Here is a 21,580-nt window from a genome sequence, read left to right on the forward strand (position 1 = left end):
AGTCGCGCCCGGAGTCGGCCGACGGGGAGGAAGGGGCCCTCGCTGACGCGTAGCGTCAGCAAGGGCCCCTTCCTTACACGATCAGTTGATGCTCACCACTGTGCCGGTTCCGTTCGGGTACTCGATGTAGCCCGTGTGCCGCCCGGCGGGCACGCCCGACCAGTTGGCGGTGACCGTCAGCGGAGTCCCCGGGGTGACCTTGGGCTTGTCGGGGGAGACCGTCAGGTTGCCGACGCCCCCCGTCCCGGCGATCAGGTTCGCCTGCACGGTGAACGGCGTCTCCGTGGTACCCGGCAGGTTCTCGAAAGTGAGAACGTAGACGGTGTACACGCCGGGTACTGGCGCGGCAGTGGCGAACCGCTGCTCGGCGGATGGGAAGCCGGAGCTGTCCACCAGGCTCAGGACCCCGTCCGTCTCCCGCGCGATGAAGTACAGCAGGCCCGCCTGCGGGTTGTCCGAGCGTACGGTGAACTCCACCGCCTTCGTGCCGGCCGGCACCGTGACCGCGTACTGCTTACCCCAGATGTCCTCGGGGCGTACCGTGCCGGGCAGCAGCGGCCCCGCGACCATGCCGTAGGTCCTGATCGGGAACTTCGTGAGCGCCGGAGTCACCTCGAAAGAGGCGGAGCCGGCGGGGCCGGTGCCCCGGATCTCGGTCGGCGCGATCATGCTCTGCGGGGTCACCACGATCGGGCTGCGTACGGCGGTGCCGCCACCCGTCCAGGTCAGCGAACCGATGGTCGGCACGCCGGCGGGGGCCGTCCTGAGCTCCATGGAGACGGTGAACTCCTTGGTCTCGCCGGCCTTCTTGAAGTGCAGGGTGGAGGGGCTCACCTTGACCTTCAACCCGGGCAGGTCGACCTTGGCGTGGTAGTTGCCGGGGGTGACGGCGGTGACCCTACGGGTGACGGTGTGGGTGCCGAAGAGCTTGCCGACCCCGATGGACGGGTAGTTCAGGTCGCTGCCCCGGATCGGCGTGACGCCGGAACCCGTCCGGTAGCCCAGCCCTTCCAGGTAGCCCAGCCAGTCCTGCTCGGACGCGTCGTAGACCAGGCCGGGGTCGAGCATCCGGGTCGGGTCGACGTGGCCCGCGCCGTGGGCGAAGACGTCACCGCTCGGCGCCCCGGTCGCGGTCTTGGTGGCGAAGGTGGTGGTCATCATGGCGGACTTGACCCGCGCCGGCGACCAGTCCGGGTGCTTGGCGAGGTAGAGCGCCGCCAGACCGGCGATGTGCGGGGCGGCCATCGAGGTGCCGGAGTAGAAGTCGAAGTTCTTGCCCTCGGCGCCTGGCGGGGCCACCGCCGCGAGGATCGCCACGCCGGGAGCCGCGATGTCCGGCTTGAGCAGGTCGGCGTGGTTCAGCGACGGCCCGCGCGAGGAGAACGGCGCCACCTGGGGGTACGGCATGCTCGGGCCGGTCGGCAGCAGGGTGACCTGTGCGCCGGCGGTCGCCGCGTACTCCTGCACAGCCTGGGTGTCGGGCCAGTTGACGTGCACGGTGGGCACGCTGTGCAGGTCACCGCTGAGGTCCTGGTCGCTCGGGTTGGCCAGCACCATCCCGACGCCGCCGGCCCGCGCGACCTCGGCGGACTTGATCGGCCGCAGGACGACACCACGGAGACAGAGGACGACCTTGCCGGCGACCTTGGCCGGGTCCAGGCTGCCGGTCATGCAGTTGTCCGCCTCGACATCTCCGACGCCGGCGGCCCGCGCCGCCCGGGAGGAGATCAGCGGCTTGGGCCCGAACGGGGCCGCGACGGTCGTGCTGGTGCCGTTGAACCGGGCGCCGTTGCCCAGCTCCACGCTCGCCGGGTACGGCTCGAGGGTGCTGGCGGCCGTCGTCATCGCCCACGGCACGGTGTTGTCCAGCGTCGACGCGGATGGCCCGGAGTTGCCGGCGGACGCGGCGACGAAGACGCCCGCCGCCGCCGCGTTGAGGAACGCGAGCTGCGTCGGGTCGTCCGGCGACGACTCCCTCGCGGTGCCCACCGAGTAGTTGATGACGTCGACGCCGTCGGCGACGGCCTGGTCGATGGCGGCGACGATGTCCGACGTGTGCCCGTTGGTCGTGCTGTCGGTGGTGCCCTGCCAGAGCGCCTTGTAGACCGCGATCTTGGCGCCCGGCGCGACGCCGGAGATGTTTCCGAAGTCGACACCCTGCTCGGTGACCGGGACCGCGGTGTTCCCGGCGGCCGTGCCGGCGGTGTGCGTGCCGTGCCCCTGCGCGTCCCGGGGCGAGACGTAGTCCTTCCGCTGCGCGGGCGGGACGGCCCGCAGCCAGGACTCCCCGAAGTACCGGGCGCTGATGACCTTCTCGTTGCAGAGGGTCGCGGCGAACTGCTCGCCGGTCTGGCAGGTGCCGGTGAACGTGCTGCCGTCGGCCTTGTGCATGACGGTGGTGGTGCCCTGCAGGTACGGCCGGTACGGGGTCGGCCGCCGTGGGCGGGGTCGCGCCGAGAGCCGGCGCGGTGAACGACGTGCTCTCCGGCCAGATGCCGGTGTCGATCACGCCGACGACGACGCCCTTGCCGGCGTTGACCGTGCCGCCGAGCGTGGACCACACGCCCTTGCTGCCGGAGAGACCGAGGAAGTCAACGGAGTTGCGGTCGTTCGTAATCTTGTGCAGCTGGTCCGGGACCACGGAGACCACGCCACCCGTGACCAGCAGCCGCACCGCCTGCGCCCGGGTCAGTTCCGCGACGAAGCTGTTCGAGGCGACGGAGTAGCTCCGGAGCGCCTCGGCGCCCACGCTGCGCGCCACCCTGGTGTGCCTGTCCCTGAGGTGGCTGCGGTAGCGCTGGGCGTTGGCGGCGCCCACGTCCACCTTCCTGCCCTTGGCGGGCCTGGTGCCGGCGATTCCGGCGACCCCGCCCTCGTAGGTCGCCAGCGGCTTCTCGGCCAGGGTGACGATGTAGGTGGCGCTGCCGCCGGAACCCGAGGGCAGCAGGGTCGGCGACGGCGGAGGCACCGGCTGGGCGGACGCCGGGACCGGGCTGATCGTGATCGCGAGGGCCGCGGCGACTATCGCCGCGCCGTACCGGGCGGTTTGCTGGATCCTGCGGGCCATTGCTCCTCTTTGGGGGGTTTGGAGACGAAGACAGCCTGCCCACACTGGCAAGATCGCCAGGTGGGATGGTGAGTAGTGAACGTCTCAGCCCGGAAGAAGTCGAGATATCTTCATGACGTCTTCGGTCACGTGGCGAATGGCGTCACGCGCCAGAGGCGCTGGTTACGGGCAGGTGGGATGTGCGGAACGATCCGGTGCTGGGTGCGTTGGGCGTCAGCGAATTCGACGAACAGGTCTACCGTCTCCTGCTGGTTCAGCCCGACCACTCACTGTCGGAGAGCGCCGGCGCCCTGGGCGTCAACCCGGCGCGCGTGCGCAGCGCCGTCACCCGACTGAGCAGGCTCGGCCTGTTGAGACGGACGGCACCGGGCAGGTACGAGGCCTCGGGGCCGCAGGCGGCACTGACAGCGCTCGTCGCCCGGCGCCGGCTGGAGACGGAAGCGGCGCTGGACGGCGTGCAGGCCGCGGTCGCGGACTTCGCCCAGTTGTTCCAGACGGCGCGGCTGCGTGATCCCGGGCGCTGGGTGGAGGTGCTGTCCGGCCGGGAGACGGTCAACCGCCGGGTGGACGAACTCCTCCGGTCCGTACGCACCCACCTGTGGGTGCTCGACCGGCCGCCCTACATGAAGCATGTGGACGGTACCCCCGACACGAACGAGGCGGAGATCGCGGAGAGCGAGGACCTCATCGCCAGAGGGGTGGACATTCGCACCGTCTACTGCCCGGAGTCCATGGGGCGCCCGGGCCGCTTCGAGCTGCTGGTCAGGCTCGCCGAGGCCGGTGAGCAGGCCCGGATGCTCCCGAGCCTGCCGTTCAAGCTACGGATCATGGACCTGCGGGTGGCGGTGGTCTCGCTCACCGGTGGGGCCTACGACAACATCGCGCTGATCCACCCCTCGGGGCTGCTCGACGCGCTGGTCGAGCTGTTCCAGGCGTACTGGGGCCGGGCCACGCCGCTCGTCGGTGCCCATCCGCCGGTCGACGACAAGCCGAGCGACGAGGACCTGCTGCTGCTCAAGATGCTCAAGGCCGGTCTCAAGGACGAATCGATCGCCCGTCAACTCGGGGTGAGTGCCCGTACCGCCACCCGCCGGATCGCGGGCGTCATCGAGCGGCTGGGCGCCACGACCCGGTTCCAGGCCGGCGTCGAGGCGTCCGCGCGCGGCTGGCTCTGACCCCGTCTGCGGTGCGGGGGACTGGTCGGCTCGCCGGTCCGCTGCTCGGGGGGCTCATCATCGACAATCTCGGCGACAGGTCGCTGTGGTCGGCGTGCGCCGTGCTGGGCACGGTGGTGGCCGTCGGCTACTGCCTGCTGCGCGGTCCGTTGCGCGCGACGTTGCACCCGACCGCGCCCCCGGTCGGCGCCCGCGAACGGGAACTGGCCCACGAAGGCCAGGGCTGAACCTGTTCGCCGGCTCTCCGGTGGCGCGCCGGGCGGTTCCGTGACCCCCGTGGGTCGCCGGTGGGCGGGCCCCCACCGGCGACCAGTTCGGGGTGTCAGCGGGCCGGGCGCGGGGTGAGGAAGAAGGCCAGGACCGCTGCGGCGACGGCGATGACGGCGCCGGTGGTGAAGCCGCGGGAGAAACCGGTGGTGCTGGTGCCCGCGATGCTCGCCGCGGCCATGCTCGACACGACGGCGGCACCCAGCGAGGCGCCGAACTCGTGGAAGGTGCTGACGATGCCGGACGCGAGACCGGCCTCGTGCGGCGCGACCTGGCCGAGTGCGACGGCGGAGGCCACGACGAAGAGGACGCCCGTGCCGGAGGCGGCGACGCTCACCCCGATCACGAGGGCCACGGTCCCGTCGACGGCGGCGGGAACAGCCATGCCGGCCGCGGCGACGAGCAGCCCCAGGACGCCGAGGGTGCGTGCCCCGATCTTACCGATGACGCGGCCGGCGGCGTTCGCGCCGAGCATGGTGGTGATCGCCACGGGCAGGAAGAGCAGCCCGGTGAGCAGGGCGCCGTAGTCCCGGTGGTTCTGGAGGTAGAACGTGCCCAGGAAGAAGACGGTGATCATCAGCGCGGTCGCGACGAGGATCAGCAGCGCCCCGGTCGCCACCGGCCGGCGGAGCAGGAGTCGTACGTCCATCAGCGGGCTGGCGGCGCGGCGCTGGCGGAAGACGAACGCGGCGTAGAGGAGTACGGCGGCCGCCAGTAGCGCCAGGATCGTCGGGCTGCCCCAACCGATGTCGCCGGCCCGGATCAGCGCGTAGATGAGCGAGCCGGTGGCCGCCGTCACGAGTACCGCGCCGAGCAGGTCGAGTCGGGCCGACGCACCGGTGGGCGCCTGGGGCGGAAGCTGCATCCGCAGGGCCACCAACAGGATGACCCCGATCGGCACGTTGACGAAGAACACCCAGGGCCAGCCCGGTCCGGCGGTGAGCAGGCCGCCGAGGAGGACGCCCAGCGCCGCGCCACCGCCGCCGAGCGCCGACCAGATGCCGAGCGCCTTGTTGCGCTCGTCGCCGTCGAAGATGGTGACGACGAGGGACAGCGCGGCGGGGGAGAGGATCGCGGCGGCGACGCCCTGCCCGATACGACCGCCCAACAGCATGGGGCCGTTCGCTGCCAGCCCGGCGACCAGGGACGCGACGCTGAACAGCAGCAGACCCGCGAGGACGAGGCGCCGGGCTCCGAACAGGTCGGCGGCGCGGCCACCGAGCAGCAGCAGGCCGCCGAAGGTGAGGGTGTATCCGCTGACCACCCAGGTGAGGGTTTCCCGCTCCAGCCCGAGATCCGCTCCCATGTGCGGCAGCGCGATCGCGACGACGGTGACGTCCAGGATCAGCATCAGCTGGGCGATGCCGACGAGACCCAGGATCCGCCAGCGCTGCGGGTGTGGGCTCGGGGTCGCGGGGGCATCGGTCGCTGTCACAGGTTCTGCCATGGCTGCCGGGCTCCTCCACTAAGTTGAACGGTAGTGTTCGAGTTACGCGATCACGTTAACTCATACACGACTGTTCGAGTTAGGGGAAGTTCCATGACTCGCCCATCGGCCAAGTCGACCCGCCGGGCTGACGCCCAGCACAACGTGGAGAGGATCCTCGACGCGGCGGTGGCCTGCCTCGGCCGCGACCCCGACGCGAGTGTGAGCGAGATCGCCCAGGCGGCGGGGGTGGGCCGGGTGACCCTCTACGGGCACTTCCCGTCCCGGGACGTCCTGGTCGAGGCCGCGCTGGCCCGGGTGCTCGCCGACGGGGAGAAGCTGCTGGCCGGCCTCGACCTGACCGGCGACCCGCAGGACGCGCTGCGCGTACTGGTCGGATCGAGCTGGCTGCTCATCGCCCAGTCGAGCGCGCTCCTGGAGGCGGCGCAGGCGTCGTTGCCTCCGGGCCGCGTGCACGAACTCCACGCCGGGCCGGCTCGGCGGGTCGACCAGCTGATCCGCCGCGGACAGGCCGAGGGGATCTTCCGGACCGACCTTCCGGCCAGTTGGCTGACCAGCGTCCTGCACTACGTCATGAAGGGCGCCGCCGCCGACGTGGCGACCGGGCAACTGGACCGGACGGAGGCGCCCCGCCTCGTCTCCGAGACGGTCCTCGCCGCCTGCCGCGCCGGCGGCTGACGAACGCCCCGGGTGCCGTTCGCTGGCGCCGACGGCGGCCCCGCCGTATCGTCGCGGTTCGATAGGGCGGGCGGGTGCCGCCCGGCGGTCGCAGCGGGGACCGGTCCCACCCGGCTCACGACGTGCCCCGACGCCGCGGCCAACCCCTGAAGCGAGTGAGAGGTGTGACGGTGACGGAGCAGAACGACGTCGCGTTCCGGGTGGTCGTGAACGACGAGGAGCAGTACTCGATCTGGCAGGCGGACCGCGAGGTGCCGGCGGGCTGGCGCGACGCCGGTCGGACGGGCACCAGGCAGGAGTGCCTGGACCACATCGAGCGGACCTGGACGGACATGCGGCCGCTCAGTCTCCGCGACGCGCTCGCCGCAGACGACGGGGCGACCACGGAGCCCCTCCGGTAGGACCGGCCACCCCTCCGGCCACCCCGCGCCGCCACCCCGCGCCGCCACCCGCGCCGCCACCCCGCGCCGCCACCCCGCGCCGCCACCCGCGCCGCCGCCCGCGCCGTCGATCTTGCAGTTTCGGCCCTCGCTTCGGGCGGAATGTGGCTTGTGCCGGGGCAGAAAGTGCAAGATCGACGAGAGGCGGGGTCGGGGGGCGGGGGTGGGGTGGGGTGGGGTGCCGGCTATGCGGAGGCCTGGTAGGTCGACTGCATCTTGTGCGAGAACCACTCACCCACGGTCACCTGGTCGAGCCCGGATCCGGCGCTGGTCGGTGCCAGCGGGCGCATCGGCTCGATCGTGGCGTCGTGGTTGGGCAGGTAGAAGAAGGGGATGGAGACACGCGAGGGGGCGTCCGTCCCCTCGGGGTTGACCACCCGGTGCACCGTCGACTTCCACCGGCCGCCGGTCCAGAACGCCATCAGGTCACCGATGTTCACCACGAAGCTGCCGGGAGTCGGGGGCACGTCCAGCCAGTCGTCCTCGCCGCGCATGACCTGGAGCCCGCCCAACTCGTCCTCCACGTAGAGCACCGTCAGGCTGCCCCAGTCGGTGTGCCGCTCCCGCCGCAGCACGCCGTCGTCGGGCGTGGGGTAGTAGTAGTTCGCGATGATCAGCGACACGTGGTCGTCGAACTTGCTGTCGAAGAACCCCTCCGGCAGGCCGAGCGCGAGCGCGAACAGCCGCATGATGTCCGCCGACAGGTCGGTCATGGCCGCGATGTACTCGTGCCAGACCGCCTTGAAGCTGTCGTCCGGCCAGATGTTCGCCGCCTTCCAGGTGGCCGGGTGCGTGCCGAGCCCTGCGCGTTCCTCCTCGCTGCGGTCACCTGTCACGTGCGCCGCGAACGCCTCGTACGGGCCGCCGGGCCGGCGGAGTCCCGCCACGCCGGAGCCACGGTTCGCGCTCCTCTCCTTCTCCTCCTCCGGCTGGGTGAAGAAGGCCTTCGTGGCGGTGTACATGCGGGACACCAGGTCGTCCGGCACGCCGTGCCCCACGACGGTGAAGAACCCCGAGCCCTCGCACGCCCCGCCGACCGCGGCCGCGATGGCCGCCCGCCCCTCGGCGGTGCCGCGATCCGACAGGTCGATCGTCGGCACGAAATCCTGGACCACTACGGTCGTCACAATTGTCCGCCTCTCTCCGGTCGCCTCCTACATTGATCGAAGCAATCATCGGTCATTGGCCGGCAAGTGTCCGAGACTCCGTACGGCCCGTTTGGGGTAATCGGTCGCCACACCTCTCGGTAATGAAATGTTGAGGGTCGAAGACATTCACATGCACGATTGCGTCGTGGGGTACGAGGATGAGCAGCGGTTGCAGATGGTCGGGACACTCGCCGAGATGGCCGTTCACGGTCCCGCGGCACTGACGGCCGGCGCGGCGCCGGGCGCCGGGCGCGGCGAGACCGTGCCGGCCCCGCTGTCCGGGGACGCCGTGACCCGGCTCGTCGTCGACGCGCTGGGCGCCCCGGTGGAGCCGGCCGTGCGGGCGCTCGTCGCCGCGGCGGGCGGGCACCCGCTGCTCCTCGCCGAGCTGCTGGAAGGCGTCCGGGCGGAGGGGGTCGTGCGGGGCACCGGGCGGGCGCGGACGCCGAAGCGGGTCCAGAACCTGGTCCGGGCCAGGCTGTGCGCCGCGCCGACCGGATCCTGGCAGCTCATCCGGGTGGCCGCCGTGCTCGGCCGGGCCTGCCGGCTGGCGGAGCTGGCGGCGATGACCGGGCGGAACACCGCCCAGATGTTGCCGGAACTGGACGCGCTGCTCGATGCCGGCCTGCTGCACTGGGTGGGCGACGACCTCGCCTTCCGCCACGAGCTCGTGTGGTGGGCGGTGCTCGACGCGCTGCCGCCGGCCGTGTGGCAGGCGCTGCGCGCCGACCGCGACCGGCTGTGCCGGCGACCGGCCGCGTCCGGCGCGGGCGAGCCGGCGGCCGAGCCTGCCGACCAGGCCCCCGTCGACCGGGCCTCCGTCGACCGGGTGCACGGCGACCGGGTCTCTGCCGACCGGGTCCACGCCGACCTGCGGAGAAGGATCGCGCTGCGCGCCGCGCCCGGTGTCGGGGACCGCCGCGGCGACGGAGGCGGCGCCTGGGAGTCGTTCAGCGGCGTCGAGCGGGCCATCGCACGACTCGTGGCCGAGGGCATGACCAACCGGCAGATCGCGACCCGGGTACGGCTGTCGCCGCACACCGTCAACTACCACCTCCGTGGCCTGTTCCGCCGGTTGGGCATCTCCTCGCGGGCCGAGCTGGTCCGGCACGTGCCGGTCTCCTCCGCGGCGTAGGCCCGGCTCGTGCCGGTGCGCCTCGCGGCGTAGGCCCGGCCCGTGCCGGTGCGCCTCGCGGCGTAGGCTGGACCTCACTTCACGCATTGTCGCGACATCGCGTTTCTCCGCGCCCTTCATGTCGAATTCGACGGCGGTTCCAGCGCGCCCCGAGGACTACTCTGATGAGTAGTGCAAATTCTCCGAGCGTGCTCATTCTGGTAGTCGGGGGAACCGGCCCGAGGCAGTAGTGTCCCTCATACCGAATTTCGTTGGGTCAGTGGCAGGTAAATCCACGGGTACGACCGTGCTCACACCCGAGGGAAAATATGAACATCCGTACGCAACCGTGTGTCCACGAACTTATCGCCGTCCGCGCGGCGTCGCAGCCCGACCGGATCGCGGTCGTACAGGGCGACGCGCGCATCAGCTACGCGGACCTGGAGAGCCGGGCGAACGGGCTGGCCCGCGGCCTCGTCGACCAGGGGGTCGGCGCGGAATCCGTGGTCATGCTCCACCTGGAGCGCTCCATCGACGCCGTCGTCGGCCTGCTCGCCATCTGGAAGGCGGGCGCGACCTACCTGCCCGTGGATCCCGCGCTGCCGGACGGCCGGGTCGAGGCGTTCGTGAAGGAGACCGGCTGCACGACCGTCGTCACCCACGCGCGGGACGTGGCGCGGTTCGCCGACCTGCCGGTCACGGCGCTCACCGCGGCCGACGCGGCCAGCGCCGCGACCGCTCCGGCGGTGGCGGTCGGCGGCGCGGACGCCGCGTACGTCATCTACACGTCGGGCTCCACCGGTACGCCGAAGGGCGTGGTGGTCAACCACGAGTCGCTGAGCTACCTGTGCGGCGAGTTGGCCGCCCGGTACGGCGTCACCCCCGAGGACCGGGTGTTGCAGTTCGGCGCGCTCTCCTTCGACACCTCCATCGAGCAGATCACGGTCGCGCTGCTCGGCGGCGCGACCCTCGTGCTGCCCGAGTTGAGCTGGGCGCCCAGCGAGCTGCCGGAACGCCTGCGGCACTACGGGATCACGGTGATGGACCTGACCCCGGCGTACTGGCGGCGGTTCCTCGCCGAGGTCGCCACGGGAGCCGGCGAGCTGCCGGTCCGGATGGTGATCGTGGGTGGCGAGGCGGTCAACGCGGAGGACTGCCGCACGGCGCTGGACCTGATGCCCGGGGTGCGGCTGGTCAACGCGTACGGGCTCACGGAGACCACGATCACCTCCTGCCTGATGGACGTGACCGCCGACGTGCTGCCCGACCGGGGCGCCGCCCCGGTCGGCAGGCCACTGCCCGGCACCACCGTGTACGTCCTCGACGAGCACGGCCGGCCGGTCGCCCCCGGCGAACGCGGTGAGATCCACATCGGTGGGCGCGGTGTGGCGCGGGGCTACCTCACCGAGGACGTCGGTCGCTTCGTGCCGGACCCGTTCGCGCCCGCCCCCGGCGCCCGGATGTACCGGACCGGCGACCTGGGCTCCTGGACCGCCCAGGGCAACCTCGAGGTGGTCGGGCGGATCGACCGGCAGACCAAGATCCGTGGCTTCCGGGTGGAGCCCGGCGAGATCGAGGCGACCCTCGCGGCGCACGACGGCGTCGACACGGTCGCCGTCACCACGTACGAGCACAACGGCCAGCGGCGGCTGGTCGCGTACCACACCGGGCCGCAGCCCCCGGACGCCGCGCGGCTGCGCGAGTTCGCGGGCCGCCACCTGCCCGACTACATGGTGCCGACGACGTTCGTCGCCCTCGACGAGCTGCCGCTGAAGGCCAACGGCAAGGTCGACCTGGCCGCGCTGCCCGCGCCGAGCGCCGCGACCGCCGCGTCCGAGGGGGCGGACGACGCCCCGACCGACCTGGTGGAACGCGGCGTCGCCCGGCTCTGGGGGCAGGTGCTCGGCGTGCCCCGGGTGCTGCCGGACGACAACTTCTTCGCGCAGGGCGGCAACTCGATCCTCGCCGCCGAGCTGCTCGCGAAGGTCCGGGGCTCCTTCGGCGTACTCATCACCCAGGTGCGTCCGCTGATCCGGCTGCTGCTGGAGGACGCGACGCCACGCGGCCTGGCGCGGGCGGTGCGCGACGCCCGGGAGGGCACGCTCGCCGGCGACGACACCCGCAAGCGGGTGGACTTCGCCGCGGAGACGCGGCTGGACGTCCCCGTCCGGCGCGACGTGCCCGAGGAGCCACGCTGGCGGGACCCCCGGCACGTGTTCCTCACCGGTGCCACCGGCTTCCTGGGCATCTACCTGTTGCGGGAACTGCTGGCCACCACGGACGCCGTGGTGCACTGCCTCGTCCGTGCCGACGGGTCGGAGCGCGGCCTGGCCCGCATCCAGGCCAACGCGCGCCACTACTTCGGCGACGACCTCGCCGGGTACGCGGCGGCGGGCCGGATCGTCGCCGTCCCCGGCGACCTCGCGGAGCCCGGGCTCGGCCTGTCCGAGGCGGCCTTCGACGAGCTGGCCCGCACGGCCGACGTCATCCACCACCCCGGCGGGGCCGTCAACTTCATCTACCCGTACTCGCACATGCGGCCGGCGAACGTTGACGGCACCCGCGAGATCATCCGGATGGCCGCGCGGTACCGCAACGTCCCGGTGCACTACACCTCGACCATGGCGGTGGTCGCGGGCTTCGGCACCGCCGGGGTCCGGCACGTCGACGAGGACACCCCGCTGGCGTACGCCGACCACCTCTCCGTCGGGTACGTGGAGAGCAAGTGGGTGGCGGAGGCGCTGCTGCACCGGGCGGCGGAGCAGGGGCTGCCCGTGGCGATCTACCGCGCGGCCGACATCTCCGGCGACCGGGTCAACGGCGCGTGGAACACCGCGACCGAGATGTGCGCGATGAAGAAGTTCGTGGTGGACACCGGCACCGCCCCGGTGGCGGAGCTGCCGCTGGACTACACGCCTGTCGACGTCTTCGCCGCCGCCGTCGCGCACATCGCGCGGACGTCCCGGCCCGCCGGCGAGGTCTACCACCTGACCAACCCCGGAAAGGTCAACATCTCGGTCCTCGTGGAGCGCTTGCGGGCGCACGGGCACGACATCCGCGAGGTGCCGTGGGCCGAGTGGCTCGACGAGATGGTGCGAATCGCGGTCGAGCAACCCGACCACCCGATGACGCCCTTCGCGCCGCTGTTCATCGACCGCTGCGCGACGGGCCAGATGAGCGTCGCGGAGATGTACCTGGAGACCACGTTCCCCGTCTTCACCCGCACCAACGTGGAGGACGCCCTGCGCGGCAGCGGCATCGAGATCCCGACGGTGGACGCGGAGATGCTCGACCGCTACATCGGCTACCTCACCCGCACCGAGTTCCTGCGGGCCGCGTGATGGGCTGGGAGACGCTCGACCTCGACGCCGCCCCCGGCGAGGGACCCGTCGCGTTCGGCGACGACCTGTCCCCGGCGACACTGCTCGGCGCCTACCGGCGAGGGTTGTTCCCGTTCCCGGCCGACACCGAGGAACGCAAGATCGTCAGCGAGTTCACCTACGCGGGCGACGTCGCCGCCGGGCGGATCGCGGTGCTGGCCGGCAGCGTCGACCCGTACGCGGTCGCCTGGTGCTCGCCGGACCCGCGCCCGGTGATCCTGGTGGACCGGGCCCGCATCCAGCGCAGCCTGCGCCGGCAGTTGCGCAACAAGGTGGAGTGGACGACGACCCTCGACGTCTGCTTCGACCGGGTGGTGCAGCACTGCCGGGTGGGCCGCGAGCCCCGGTGGCTGACCGACCGGCTCGTGTCGGCGCTGCGCGAACTGCACGCGGCGGGGCACGCCCACAGCGTCGAGGTCTGGGAGGGCGACGAGCTGGTCGGCGGCACGTTCGGCGTACGGGTCGGCGGCGTGTTCAGCGCCGACTCCCAGTTCGCCCTGCGCAGCGGCGCGGCGAAGGTGGCGGTCGCGTGCCTGGTGCGGCGCGTCGCGGACAGCGGCGGGGTGGCGGTCGACGTGCAGCACGACGGCGAGCACGCGAAGCTCATCGGCGCCGTCCCGGTGCCCCGCTCCGAATACCTGGCGCTGCTGCGCGAGCACGCCGACGACGACTGCGCCATGGCCGCGGACCAGCTGCCCGCGCGCAGCCTGGCCGCCTGACCGACGGAGGTTACCCGTGCGCGTGCTGACCCTCGCGGAGCGACCGGACCTGCTGGACGGGATGCTCCACATGGAGGCCTCCTGGCCCGAGTACATCCCGCCCGAGCCGATGGTGGTCGGCTGGGCCCTCGACCGGTATCCGCAGCACCAGCTCGTCGTGCTCGACGCCGACGACAAGGTGGTCGCCCGCGCGGCCGCCGTGCCGTTCGCGTGGGACGGCGACCCGGCGAGCCTGCCCGACACCGGCTGGGACGCGGTGCTGGGGATGAGCATGCTCGACACCGCCGCCGGCCGCGACCTCACCGCGCTGTGCGCGCTGGAGATCGCCGTGGTGCCGGGCATGCAGGCCCGGAACATGTCGGGGCGCGTCCTGGCGGCGGTGAAGGACAACGCCCGCCGGCACGGCTACCGCGACGTCGTCGGGCCGGTCCGGCCCAGCGGCAAGCACGCCGAGCCGCACGAGCCGATGCCCGGGTACGCGGCCCGGACCCGCGACGACGGGCTGCCGACCGACCCGTGGCTGCGCGTCCACGTCCGGGCGGGCGGGGAGGTCCTCCAGGTCTGCCCGGCCTCCATGACGATCTCCGGCAGCCTCGCGCAGTGGCGCGCCTGGACGGGGCTGCCGTTCGACACCAGCGGACCGGTCGTCGTGCCGGGTGCCCTGACCCCGGTCGCGGTGAACGTCGACCACGACCACGCCGTCTACATCGAGCCCAACGTGTGGGTTCGACACCCCCTCGCGGAAAGGCATGACTGATGACCAGCACTGTTCCGGCCACCCTGGCCTCCAAGATCCGCAACCGGGCCGCGCTGATCGAGATCATCGGCGGCTACATGGCCTCGCAGTCGCTCGCGCTCGCCGCCGAGCTGAAGCTCGCCGACCACATCCACGACGGTCGCGTCACGAGCGCGCAGCTCGCCGAGGCCACGGGCACCCACGCGCCGTCGCTGCACCGGCTGCTGCGGACCCTCGCGGCCATCGGTGTGCTGACCGAGCCGGCGCCGGGCGAGTTCCGGCTGACCGAGGTGGGCGACCAGCTGCGCACCGACTCGCCGAACTCGCTGTGGGCGTTCACCCGGTTCTTCACCAACCCCACGCTCTTCTCGTCCTGGCAGCAGGTGCGGCACTCCATCGAGACCGGTGAGTGCGCCTTCGACCACGTGCACGGCCGGAACGCCTACGTGCACCTCGCCGAGAACCCCGAGCTGTCCGCGCTGTTCAACGTGGCGATGGGGCAGGAGTCGAGGGCGTCCGCCCAGCTCGTCGCCGACGGGTACGACTACTCCGGTGTCCGTACCGTCGTGGATGTCGGCGGCGGCGACGGGACGCTGCTCGCCGCGATCCTCGGCACCCACGCGCACCTGACAGGAGTGTGCTTCGACAGCGCCGCGGGCGTGGCCGAGGCCGCCGGCGTGCTCGCCGCCGCCGGTGTCGCCGACCGGTGCGAGATCGTCGCGGGGGACTTCTTCTCGTCGGTCCCCGGCGACGGCGACCTGTACATCATCAAGAGCGTCTTCCAGGACTGGGACGACGACAACGCCCGGAAGCTGCTGACCACGGTGCGCGCGAACATTCCCGCCGACGCGACGCTGCTGATCGTCGGATCCGTGCTGCCGGACACCGCGAACACCGACAACCCGGTGATGTTCTACACGGACATCAACATGCTGGTGACGGCCGGCGGCCGGGAGCGCACCGAGAGCGAGTTCCGGTCCCTGCTCGCCGAGACCGGCTTCACCGTCGAGTGGTGCGGCCACGGCGCCGCGGGCCCGCTCTCGCTGATCAAGGCCGTGCCGGCGAGCTGACCCCCACGTCGAGGACCGGGCCACGTGCGCACCCGCTTACGCGAGTCGAACGTGGCCCGGTCCGTGTCCCGATCCAGACCCACCCGCGAAACGGGGAGGCACTGATGTCCAGACCGAGTTTCGGCGGCGAGCTCCTGCGCGGCAGGCTGCGGCTCGACCTGCTCGATCCGTTGCCCGACGACGGGCTCGACGCCGACGCCGAGGCGTTCCTCGCGCGGCTGCGCGCGTTCTGCACGGACAAGGTGGACGGCCGGCTCATCGAGCGCGAGGACCGGATCCCCGACGAGGTGGTCGACGGCCTGCGGGACCTCGGCGCGTTCGCCATCAAGCTCCCCCGGGAGTACGGCGGGCTGGGCCTGTCGGGGGTCTGCTACCACCGGGCTCTGATGATCGTCAGCACCGCGCACTCCGCGCTCGGCGAGCTGCTCGGCGCGCACCAGGCGATCGGCCTCATCCAGCCGCTGCGGCTCTTCGGCACCGACGCGCAGAAGCACGAGCTGCTGCCGAGGTGCGTACGCGAGCTCTCCGCCTTCGCCCTCACCGAGCCGGACATCGGCAACGACCCGTTCCGGATGCGGACCACCGCCACCCCGACCGACGACGGCGACTACCGGCTCGACGGGGTGAAGTTGTGGACCACCAACGGCACCATCGCCGACCTGATCGTGGTGCTGGCCCTGGTCCCGCCGTCGGCGGACGGGCCGGGCGGGATGTCCGCGTTCGTGGTGGAGGCCGCCGCGCCGGGGGTCACGGTGGAGCACCGCAGCTCGTTCCTGGGCCTGCGCGGCCTGGAGAACGGGGTCGTCCGGCTGGACCGGGTCCGGGTGCCGCGGCGGCACCGGATCGGTCCGGAGGGGGAAGGACTCCAGGTGGCGCTCGCCGCCCAGGACACCGGCCGGTTGTCGATGCCCGCCGTCTGCGCCGCCGCGGCCAAGTGGAGTCTCAAGATCGCCCGGGAGTGGTCCGGCGTCCGGGTGCAGTGGGACCGGCCGATCGGCGAGCACGAGGCGGTGGCGGGCAAGATCGCCTTCATCGCGGCGACCGCGTTCGCGCTGGAGGCCATGGTCGAGGTCTCCGGCCGGCACGCCGACGCCGGCCTGCTGGACACGCACACGGAGGCCGAGCTGGCGAAGCTGTTCGCCTCGGAGCAGGCGTGGCGGATCGCCGACGAGCTGATGCAGATCCGGGGCGGTCGCGGCTACGAGACCGCGGAGTCGGCCGCCGCGCGGGGCGAGCGTGGCGTCCCCGTCGAGCAGCTGTTCCGGGACCTGCGCGTCGGCCGGATCTTCGACGGGTCGAGCGAGGCGCTGCGGGTCTTCGTCGGCACCGACGCGCTCGCCGACGAGGAACGTCCGACCGACGGGCCGGACACGCCGTTCGCGCCGCCGTCCGGCTTCGGCGTGCTGGGAGGCCACCTGTCGTCCGTCGCCGCGACGTGCGCCGAGCTGGCCCGGCACCTCGACCGCGGCCGGGAACGGTGGGGCGAGGCGGTGGCGCAGCGGCAGTTGTTCCTCGGTCGGGTCGTGGACGCTGCCGCCGAGCTGTACGCGATGAGCGCCGCCTGCGTGTACGCCAAGGCGCTCGGCGGCACGGCGGTCGCGCTGGCCGACGCGTTCTGCCGCCAGTCCCGGCACCGGGTGGCCGTGCTCAGCCGGGGGCTGTGGGCCAACACCGACGCCGACGACGTCGCGGTCGCCCGACGGGTGCTGGGCGGCGACTTCACCTGGTTGGAAGAGGGCGTGCTCGACGCGTCCATCGAGGGGCCGTGGATCGCCGAGCCCGTACCGGGGCCGGCGACCCGCCCGAATCAGCACCGAAAGATCAGGAGGTGACCAGTGGACGGGTACGTCGCAGAGCTGGTGGCACAGGGCCGGCAGTCGTTGGAGTTGGCGCCCAACCGGTTCCTGGAGCAGTTGGAACGCGGTGAGGTGTCGGTCGACCGGCTGGCCGCCCTGGCCGGCGAGCTGCACCACCTGGTGTCCAGCGACCGGAGCAGTTTCGCGTTCCTGGCGGCGCGCTTCCCCGAGCCGTTGTTCCTGGCGATGGCGGGGGCCGAGGAGGAGGCGCTGCGGCTGCTGCCGGACTTCGCGGCCGCGGTGGGCCTGGGGGAGAAGGAGCTGCGGGCGCACGAGCCCCGGCCGCTCGCCCAGGCGTACCCGAACTTCATCGTCCGGACCGCCGTGTTCGGGCCGCGCGCGGCGATCCCGCTGGCGCTCCTGGTCAACGTCGAGGAGTCCGGCGGGTTCTACGCCCGGGTGGCCGACGCGCTCCAGGCGCGGTACGGGTTCTCCGACGTGGCGGTCGCCCACTTCCGCTACTTCGCCGAGACGCCCGACGAGGTGCTGGAGCAGGCGGCCGAGGTGGTGTCGACCGGCCTGGCCACGGGCGACGACCCGGCGGAGGTGCTGCGCGCGGCGCGGATGGTGCACGCGTACGAGGCGGTGTTCTGGGCGACGATCCTCGGGTGACCCCCGGCGTCGAGGTGGACCCACCCGTCAGGGCAGGTCCACCTCGATCCGGCGGTCGATCCGGTCCTCGATCCAGGTGCTGGTGTCGACGAGCCACACGCGGTCGACCGTGATCTGGTAGATCCGGTGCTCCGCCGGCGGCAGCAGGGCGGACACGGGCAGCGTGTACTCCGCCCGGCTCGCGTCGTCCGGCAGCAGGGCGTCGTAGAACACGCCGTGGTGCGTGCGCACCTCGTCGGCGGTCAACTCCCGGCAGGTGCCGGTGAACTGGGCGCCGTCGACCTCGGTGAGCCCACCGTCGCCGGTGACGAACAGGGCGCCGCTCACCGTCGGGCGGGCCGCCACGTGCCTGCTGTGCCGGGACTGTGTCGCGGAGCCGAACAGGAAGCGCAGCGGGTCGGGCAGCCACGCGTACTGGAGCACCGACGTCCACGGCTGGCGTTCGGCCGACACGGTGGACAGGGAGAGGTACTTGGCGTCGGCGAGGACGCGGTGCAGCCGGTCGACGAGGTCCATGGTTCAGCTCACCTCCGCGAGGGACGCCCCGGCGACGTCCGCGATCCTCGGCCGGGCCAGGCGTACGTAGTCCCGCGTGTCCAGGGCGATCGACATGTCGAGCCGGGCGGCGTTGAAGTAGATCTGCGGTTCGTCCAGCAGCCGGGGGTCCACCACGAGTTCCAGGTCGTCGCGGAAGCTGAACGGGATGATGGTGCCGCTGACGCAGCCGGACAGTTCCTCGGCCGTCTCCCGGGTCGCGAACGACGCGTAGGTGCCGCCCCACAGCTCCCGTAACGCGTCGAGCGCCACCAGCCGGTCGCCGGGGACGACGGCCAGCACGAAGCGGTTCACCTTCTTGCCGTGCTTCACCCGCGCGACGATGCACTTCGCCGCCTGGGACAGCGGATGGCCGCGCAGCCGGCTGGCCGGGGAGGTGACGCCCTGCGGTTCGTGCGGGATGAGGCGGAACCTCGCGCCGTGGGACGCCAGCAGCGCCGTCAGCCGCTCGTACGTGGTCATCTCCCGTACTCGTAGAAGCCCCGGCCGGACTTCTTGCCGAGCAGGCCACCGGCGACCATGCGGGCGAGCAGCGGCGGCGGGGAGTAGAGCGGCTCCCGGAACTCCTTGTAGAGCGACTCGCCGGCGGCGGCCACGATGTCGAGCCCGATCAGGTCGATGAGGCGGAGCGGTCCCATCGGGTGCGCGCAGCCGAGCGTCATCGCCTTGTCGATGTCGGTGATCGACGCCATCCCGGACTCCACCATCCGGACGGCCGAGATCAGGTACGGGATCAGCAGCGCGTTCACCACGAAGCCCGCCCGGTCCTTGGCGCGGACGACCTGCTTGCCGAGCACCTCGGTGACGAAGGCGTCGACCGTGTCGACGGTGCGCGGATCGGTGCGGACCGAGCCGACCACCTCCACGAGCGGGAGAACCGTGGCGGGATTGAAGAAGTGGATCCCCACCACCTTCTCGGGCCGGTTGGTGACGCCACCGAGCTGCACGATCGGGAAGGACGACGTGCACGAGCCGAGGATCGCCTCCTCGTCCTCGACGACCTTGTCGAGGGTGGCGAACACGTCGAGCTTGACCGACTCCTGCTCCGGTGCGGCCTCGATCACCAACTGCCGGTCGGCGAAGTCGGCCAGGTCGGCGGTGAGGGTCACCCGGGCCAGCGCCGCGTCCCGGTCCGCCTCGCTCAGCTTGCCCCTGTCCACCGCCCGGTCGAGCGACGTGGTCAGCCGCGCCAGCCCTGGCGCGAAGGAGGCGGGCCGCGACACCGCGACGAGCACGTCCAATCCGGCCCGCGCGCAGGTCTCGGCGATCCCGGCGCCCATGACCCCGCACCCGACGACGCCGACCCGGCGAATCCTGTCCATGTTCTCTGCCTCCGCACACGCGTTTCACATAATGGTTTGTCGCGGAATTCGACGAGTAGGGCGGGATCGCCGCTCCCTGACGAGTGTCGTGGCAAGGACGATAGGGTGGATCGCCGGTCTATCGCAATGATTTGCGCCTTTGTCCAGTCGGATTCGTGGCGGGTGCGAGAAATCTGTTACCCGACAGTTCCCGATCGACGCTTACCTTTCTCTTGTTCCCTCAACATCGTAGGAGGCGCACTATGGTCGACTTCAGCGCTGCCCCCACCGCCCAGATCGACAGCCGCGGCGGCAAGTGCCTGTACGCGCAGATCGACGAGTTCCGCGCGGCCGGCCCCGCGGTGGCCGTCGAGCTACCGGAAGGCATGTTGGCCTGGTCGATCACCCGCGGGGACGTGGTCCGGCGCCTGCTGACCCACCCCGGGGTCTCCCGCAACGTCATGAAGAACGTGCCCAGCTACACCCCCGGCGAGATCAAGTGGCTGGCGCCGTGGGTGGACGTCCAGTCCATGTCCACGGCGGAGGGCCGCGAGCACCAGCGCCTGCGGCAGCTCGTGGCCCCGGCGCTGACCCCGAAGCGGATCGACGCGATGCGCCCGCACGTGGAGCTCGTCGCCCGCCGGCTCCTCGACGACCTGGCCACGGCCCCGTCGGACGAGCCGGTCGACCTGCACCTCACCTACTCCCAGCAACTGCCGACCAGGGTGATCTGCGACCTGTTCGGGGTGCCGGACGACCTGCGGCCCGAGGTGCTGCGCATCCTGCGCGTGGTGCTGAACACCGACAACGTGCCGGAGGAGGAGTCGGCCGCGGTCTACGTCGACATGAACGTCGCCATGCGTACGCTGATCGACCTGAAGCGCCGCGAGCCCTCGGACGACCTGACGAGCTTCCTGATGGCGGCCCGGGTGGAGGGTGAGGAGCCGCTCAGCGAGCAGGAGCTGGTCGACATGCTGCTGCTGCTCATCGGCGGCGGCAGCCAGACGACCGTGACCCTGATCGACCACACGGTCCGTGAGCTGCTCGCCAACCCGGACCAGCTGGCGGCCCTGCGGGCGGACCCGGCCCGCTGGCCGGAGGCGGTCGAGGAGGCGCTGCGGGCGCACTGCCCGGTGGCGGCGCTGCCGATGCGCTGGGCGAAGGAGGACATCGACCTCGGCGAGGGGATCGTCATCCGGGCGGGCGACGCCATCCTCATCAGCTACCTGGCGCACGGCCGCGACCCGGCCGTGCACGAGAACCCGGGCGTGTTCGACATCGATCGGGAGAACAAGGAGCACCTCGCGTTCGGGGCGGGCCCGCACTTCTGCCCCGGCGCCCGCCTGGCCAGGCTGGAGGCGGCGGTGGCGGTGCCGGCGCTGTTCGAGAGGTTCCCGAACCTCGCGCTGGCCGTGTCGCCGGAGGAGATCCAGCCGCTGCGCTCGTTCATGGCGAACGACGTGGCGTCGTTGCCGGTGCTGCTGCGGCACCGGTAGGCGGCACACCCGGCCACCCCGTGCCCCGGCGTGGTGGCGACGCACTTCAGGCGCGGCAGTTTCCGACGGCTCACCGGCCGCCGGAAGCTGCCGCGCCTGAAGTGCTCGAGGCACCCAGGCGGTACGACCGAACACCCCCGGGTCCAGGAACGACGCCTGCCCCGCGCCTGGCCCTCACCGCCCACCCGCGCGTGGCCCTCACCGCCCACCCGCGCGTGGCCCTCACCGCCCACCCCGCGGTGCAAGATCGTGCTCGATCCTGGATCGAGTGGCCTCTCTGTCGACTGATGCCACTCGATCCAGCATCGAGCACGATCTTGTGTTTGACGGTGGACGCGTGGCGGAGCTGCCTGGCCCGGTGTCGATCAGCCGTGCGCCCATGCTGTCCCGGGGTCGTCGCGGCGGTGCGAGAAGCACGGGTGGGTTCAGCTGGCGAGTGCGGGGATTTGGATTTTGGTGTCGTGTTCGAGGATGCGGTGTTGGAGTTCTTGGAGGCTGCGGCCGGGTTCGAGGCCGAGG

General features: G+C 72.0%; 18 protein-coding genes and 1 pseudogene. 12 read left to right on the forward strand and 7 right to left on the reverse strand.

Annotated elements, in window-relative coordinates; translation table 11 throughout:
• Window positions 1–81: 81 nt before the first annotated feature.
• Window positions 82–2,391, reverse strand: coding sequence for a S8 family serine peptidase (locus ABZ809_RS06765; RefSeq protein ID WP_357561414.1), 2,310 nt, complete (start codon window positions 2,389–2,391; stop codon window positions 82–84).
• Between the two features lie 238 nt (window positions 2,392–2,629).
• A pseudogene (locus tag ABZ809_RS06770) lies at window positions 2,630–3,067 on the reverse strand (protease inhibitor I9 family protein); the annotation flags it as partial.
• 179 nt (window positions 3,068–3,246) lie between these two features.
• Here ABZ809_RS06770 and ABZ809_RS06775 point away from each other — a divergent pair.
• Together ABZ809_RS06775 and ABZ809_RS06780 are read left to right on the forward strand one after the other, a co-directional pair.
• Window positions 3,247–4,242, forward strand: a complete 996-nt coding sequence (locus ABZ809_RS06775) for a hypothetical protein (protein ID WP_357561415.1) — start codon at window positions 3,247–3,249, stop codon at window positions 4,240–4,242.
• An 11-nt stretch (window positions 4,243–4,253) separates the two neighbouring features.
• Window positions 4,254–4,469, forward strand: a complete 216-nt coding sequence (locus ABZ809_RS06780; RefSeq protein ID WP_357561416.1) for a hypothetical protein — start codon at window positions 4,254–4,256, stop codon at window positions 4,467–4,469.
• Between the two features lie 95 nt (window positions 4,470–4,564).
• Here ABZ809_RS06780 and ABZ809_RS06785 read toward each other — a convergent pair whose 3' ends face one another.
• The gene (locus tag ABZ809_RS06785) at window positions 4,565–5,956 is read right to left on the reverse strand and encodes an MFS transporter (protein WP_357561417.1); all 1,392 of its coding nucleotides are present in this window, start codon (window positions 5,954–5,956) and stop codon (window positions 4,565–4,567) included.
• A gap of 93 nt (window positions 5,957–6,049) precedes the next feature.
• Here ABZ809_RS06785 and ABZ809_RS06790 point away from each other — a divergent pair, with 93 nt between their 5' ends.
• Both ABZ809_RS06790 and ABZ809_RS06795 read left to right on the forward strand, forming a co-directional pair.
• Window positions 6,050–6,634 carry a TetR/AcrR family transcriptional regulator gene (locus ABZ809_RS06790; RefSeq protein WP_357561418.1) on the forward strand — a complete coding sequence of 195 codons (585 nt, stop codon included), beginning with the start codon at window positions 6,050–6,052 and terminating at the stop codon, window positions 6,632–6,634.
• 170 nt (window positions 6,635–6,804) lie between these two features.
• A complete protein-coding gene (locus ABZ809_RS06795; protein ID WP_357561419.1) occupies window positions 6,805–7,035 on the forward strand; it encodes an MbtH family protein in 231 nt (76 codons plus the stop codon).
• Window positions 7,036–7,259: 224 nt separating this feature from the next.
• On the opposite strand, the gene ABZ809_RS06800 is transcribed toward ABZ809_RS06795, so the two are convergent.
• Entirely contained in the window at window positions 7,260–8,201 is a 942-nt protein-coding gene (locus ABZ809_RS06800) for a 2OG-Fe(II) oxygenase family protein (RefSeq protein WP_357561420.1), read from the reverse strand.
• A 166-nt stretch (window positions 8,202–8,367) separates the two neighbouring features.
• Here ABZ809_RS06800 and ABZ809_RS06805 point away from each other — a divergent pair, with 166 nt between their 5' ends.
• From ABZ809_RS06805 to ABZ809_RS06835, 7 genes are all read left to right on the forward strand, one after another.
• Window positions 8,368–9,357 (forward strand): helix-turn-helix transcriptional regulator, encoded by a 990-nt coding sequence (locus tag ABZ809_RS06805; protein ID WP_357561421.1) that lies wholly within the window; start codon window positions 8,368–8,370, stop codon window positions 9,355–9,357.
• A 308-nt stretch (window positions 9,358–9,665) separates the two neighbouring features.
• Window positions 9,666–12,677, forward strand: coding sequence for an amino acid adenylation domain-containing protein (locus tag ABZ809_RS06810; RefSeq protein ID WP_357561422.1), 3,012 nt, complete (start codon window positions 9,666–9,668; stop codon window positions 12,675–12,677).
• Entirely contained in the window at window positions 12,677–13,435 is a 759-nt protein-coding gene (locus tag ABZ809_RS06815) for a hypothetical protein (RefSeq protein WP_357561423.1), read from the forward strand. Before ABZ809_RS06810 ends, ABZ809_RS06815 begins: the two co-directional genes overlap by 1 nt.
• Before the next feature lie 16 nt (window positions 13,436–13,451).
• Entirely contained in the window at window positions 13,452–14,192 is a 741-nt protein-coding gene (locus tag ABZ809_RS06820) for an N-acetyltransferase (RefSeq protein WP_357561424.1), read from the forward strand.
• Window positions 14,192–15,241 carry a methyltransferase gene (locus tag ABZ809_RS06825; RefSeq protein ID WP_357561425.1) on the forward strand — a complete coding sequence of 350 codons (1,050 nt, stop codon included), beginning with the start codon at window positions 14,192–14,194 and terminating at the stop codon, window positions 15,239–15,241. The genes ABZ809_RS06820 and ABZ809_RS06825 overlap by 1 nt, the downstream gene beginning before the upstream one ends.
• 104 nt (window positions 15,242–15,345) lie before the next feature.
• Entirely contained in the window at window positions 15,346–17,073 is a 1,728-nt protein-coding gene (locus tag ABZ809_RS06830; protein WP_357561426.1) for an acyl-CoA dehydrogenase family protein, read from the forward strand.
• A 3-nt stretch (window positions 17,074–17,076) separates the two neighbouring features.
• Window positions 17,077–17,709, forward strand: a complete 633-nt coding sequence (locus tag ABZ809_RS06835; protein ID WP_357561427.1) for a hypothetical protein — start codon at window positions 17,077–17,079, stop codon at window positions 17,707–17,709.
• 27 nt (window positions 17,710–17,736) lie between these two features.
• On the opposite strand, the gene ABZ809_RS06840 is transcribed toward ABZ809_RS06835, so the two are convergent.
• From ABZ809_RS06840 to ABZ809_RS06850, 3 genes are read right to left on the reverse strand one after another with little or no spacing between them, the layout of a single operon-like run.
• Entirely contained in the window at window positions 17,737–18,225 is a 489-nt protein-coding gene (locus tag ABZ809_RS06840; RefSeq protein WP_357561428.1) for a pyridoxamine 5'-phosphate oxidase family protein, read from the reverse strand.
• A 3-nt stretch (window positions 18,226–18,228) separates the two neighbouring features.
• Entirely contained in the window at window positions 18,229–18,726 is a 498-nt protein-coding gene (locus ABZ809_RS06845) for a YbaK/EbsC family protein (protein WP_357561430.1), read from the reverse strand.
• Window positions 18,723–19,586 (reverse strand): 3-hydroxybutyryl-CoA dehydrogenase, encoded by an 864-nt coding sequence (locus tag ABZ809_RS06850; protein ID WP_357561431.1) that lies wholly within the window; start codon window positions 19,584–19,586, stop codon window positions 18,723–18,725. Before ABZ809_RS06850 ends, ABZ809_RS06845 begins: the two co-directional genes overlap by 4 nt.
• A gap of 242 nt (window positions 19,587–19,828) precedes the next feature.
• Between ABZ809_RS06850 and ABZ809_RS06855 the strand changes: the two genes are divergently transcribed.
• Entirely contained in the window at window positions 19,829–21,061 is a 1,233-nt protein-coding gene (locus tag ABZ809_RS06855; RefSeq protein WP_357561433.1) for a cytochrome P450, read from the forward strand.
• Window positions 21,062–21,580 lie beyond the last annotated feature (519 nt).

It is taken from the genome of Micromonospora sp. NPDC047074, from assembly GCF_040643815.1.
Classification (GTDB): domain Bacteria; phylum Actinomycetota; class Actinomycetes; order Mycobacteriales; family Micromonosporaceae; genus Micromonospora.

What these genes read in the sequence shown, in the direction of transcription:
- ABZ809_RS06765 (WP_357561414.1), bottom strand. Translation starts at nt 2,391, where the DNA reads ATGCACAAGGCCGACGGCAGCACGTTCACCGGCACCTGCCAGACCGGC.
- ABZ809_RS06785 (WP_357561417.1), bottom strand. Translation starts at nt 5,956, where the DNA reads ATGGCAGAACCTGTGACAGCGACCGATGCCCCCGCGACCCCGAGCCCA.
- ABZ809_RS06790 (WP_357561418.1), top strand. Translation starts at nt 6,050, where the DNA reads ATGACTCGCCCATCGGCCAAGTCGACCCGCCGGGCTGACGCCCAGCAC.
- ABZ809_RS06810 (WP_357561422.1), top strand. Translation starts at nt 9,666, where the DNA reads ATGAACATCCGTACGCAACCGTGTGTCCACGAACTTATCGCCGTCCGC.
- ABZ809_RS06815 (WP_357561423.1), top strand. Translation starts at nt 12,677, where the DNA reads ATGGGCTGGGAGACGCTCGACCTCGACGCCGCCCCCGGCGAGGGACCC.
- ABZ809_RS06825 (WP_357561425.1), top strand. Translation starts at nt 14,192, where the DNA reads ATGACCAGCACTGTTCCGGCCACCCTGGCCTCCAAGATCCGCAACCGG.
- ABZ809_RS06830 (WP_357561426.1), top strand. Translation starts at nt 15,346, where the DNA reads ATGTCCAGACCGAGTTTCGGCGGCGAGCTCCTGCGCGGCAGGCTGCGG.
- ABZ809_RS06840 (WP_357561428.1), bottom strand. Translation starts at nt 18,225, where the DNA reads ATGGACCTCGTCGACCGGCTGCACCGCGTCCTCGCCGACGCCAAGTAC.
- ABZ809_RS06845 (WP_357561430.1), bottom strand. Translation starts at nt 18,726, where the DNA reads ATGACCACGTACGAGCGGCTGACGGCGCTGCTGGCGTCCCACGGCGCG.
- ABZ809_RS06850 (WP_357561431.1), bottom strand. Translation starts at nt 19,586, where the DNA reads ATGGACAGGATTCGCCGGGTCGGCGTCGTCGGGTGCGGGGTCATGGGC.
- ABZ809_RS06855 (WP_357561433.1), top strand. Translation starts at nt 19,829, where the DNA reads ATGGTCGACTTCAGCGCTGCCCCCACCGCCCAGATCGACAGCCGCGGC.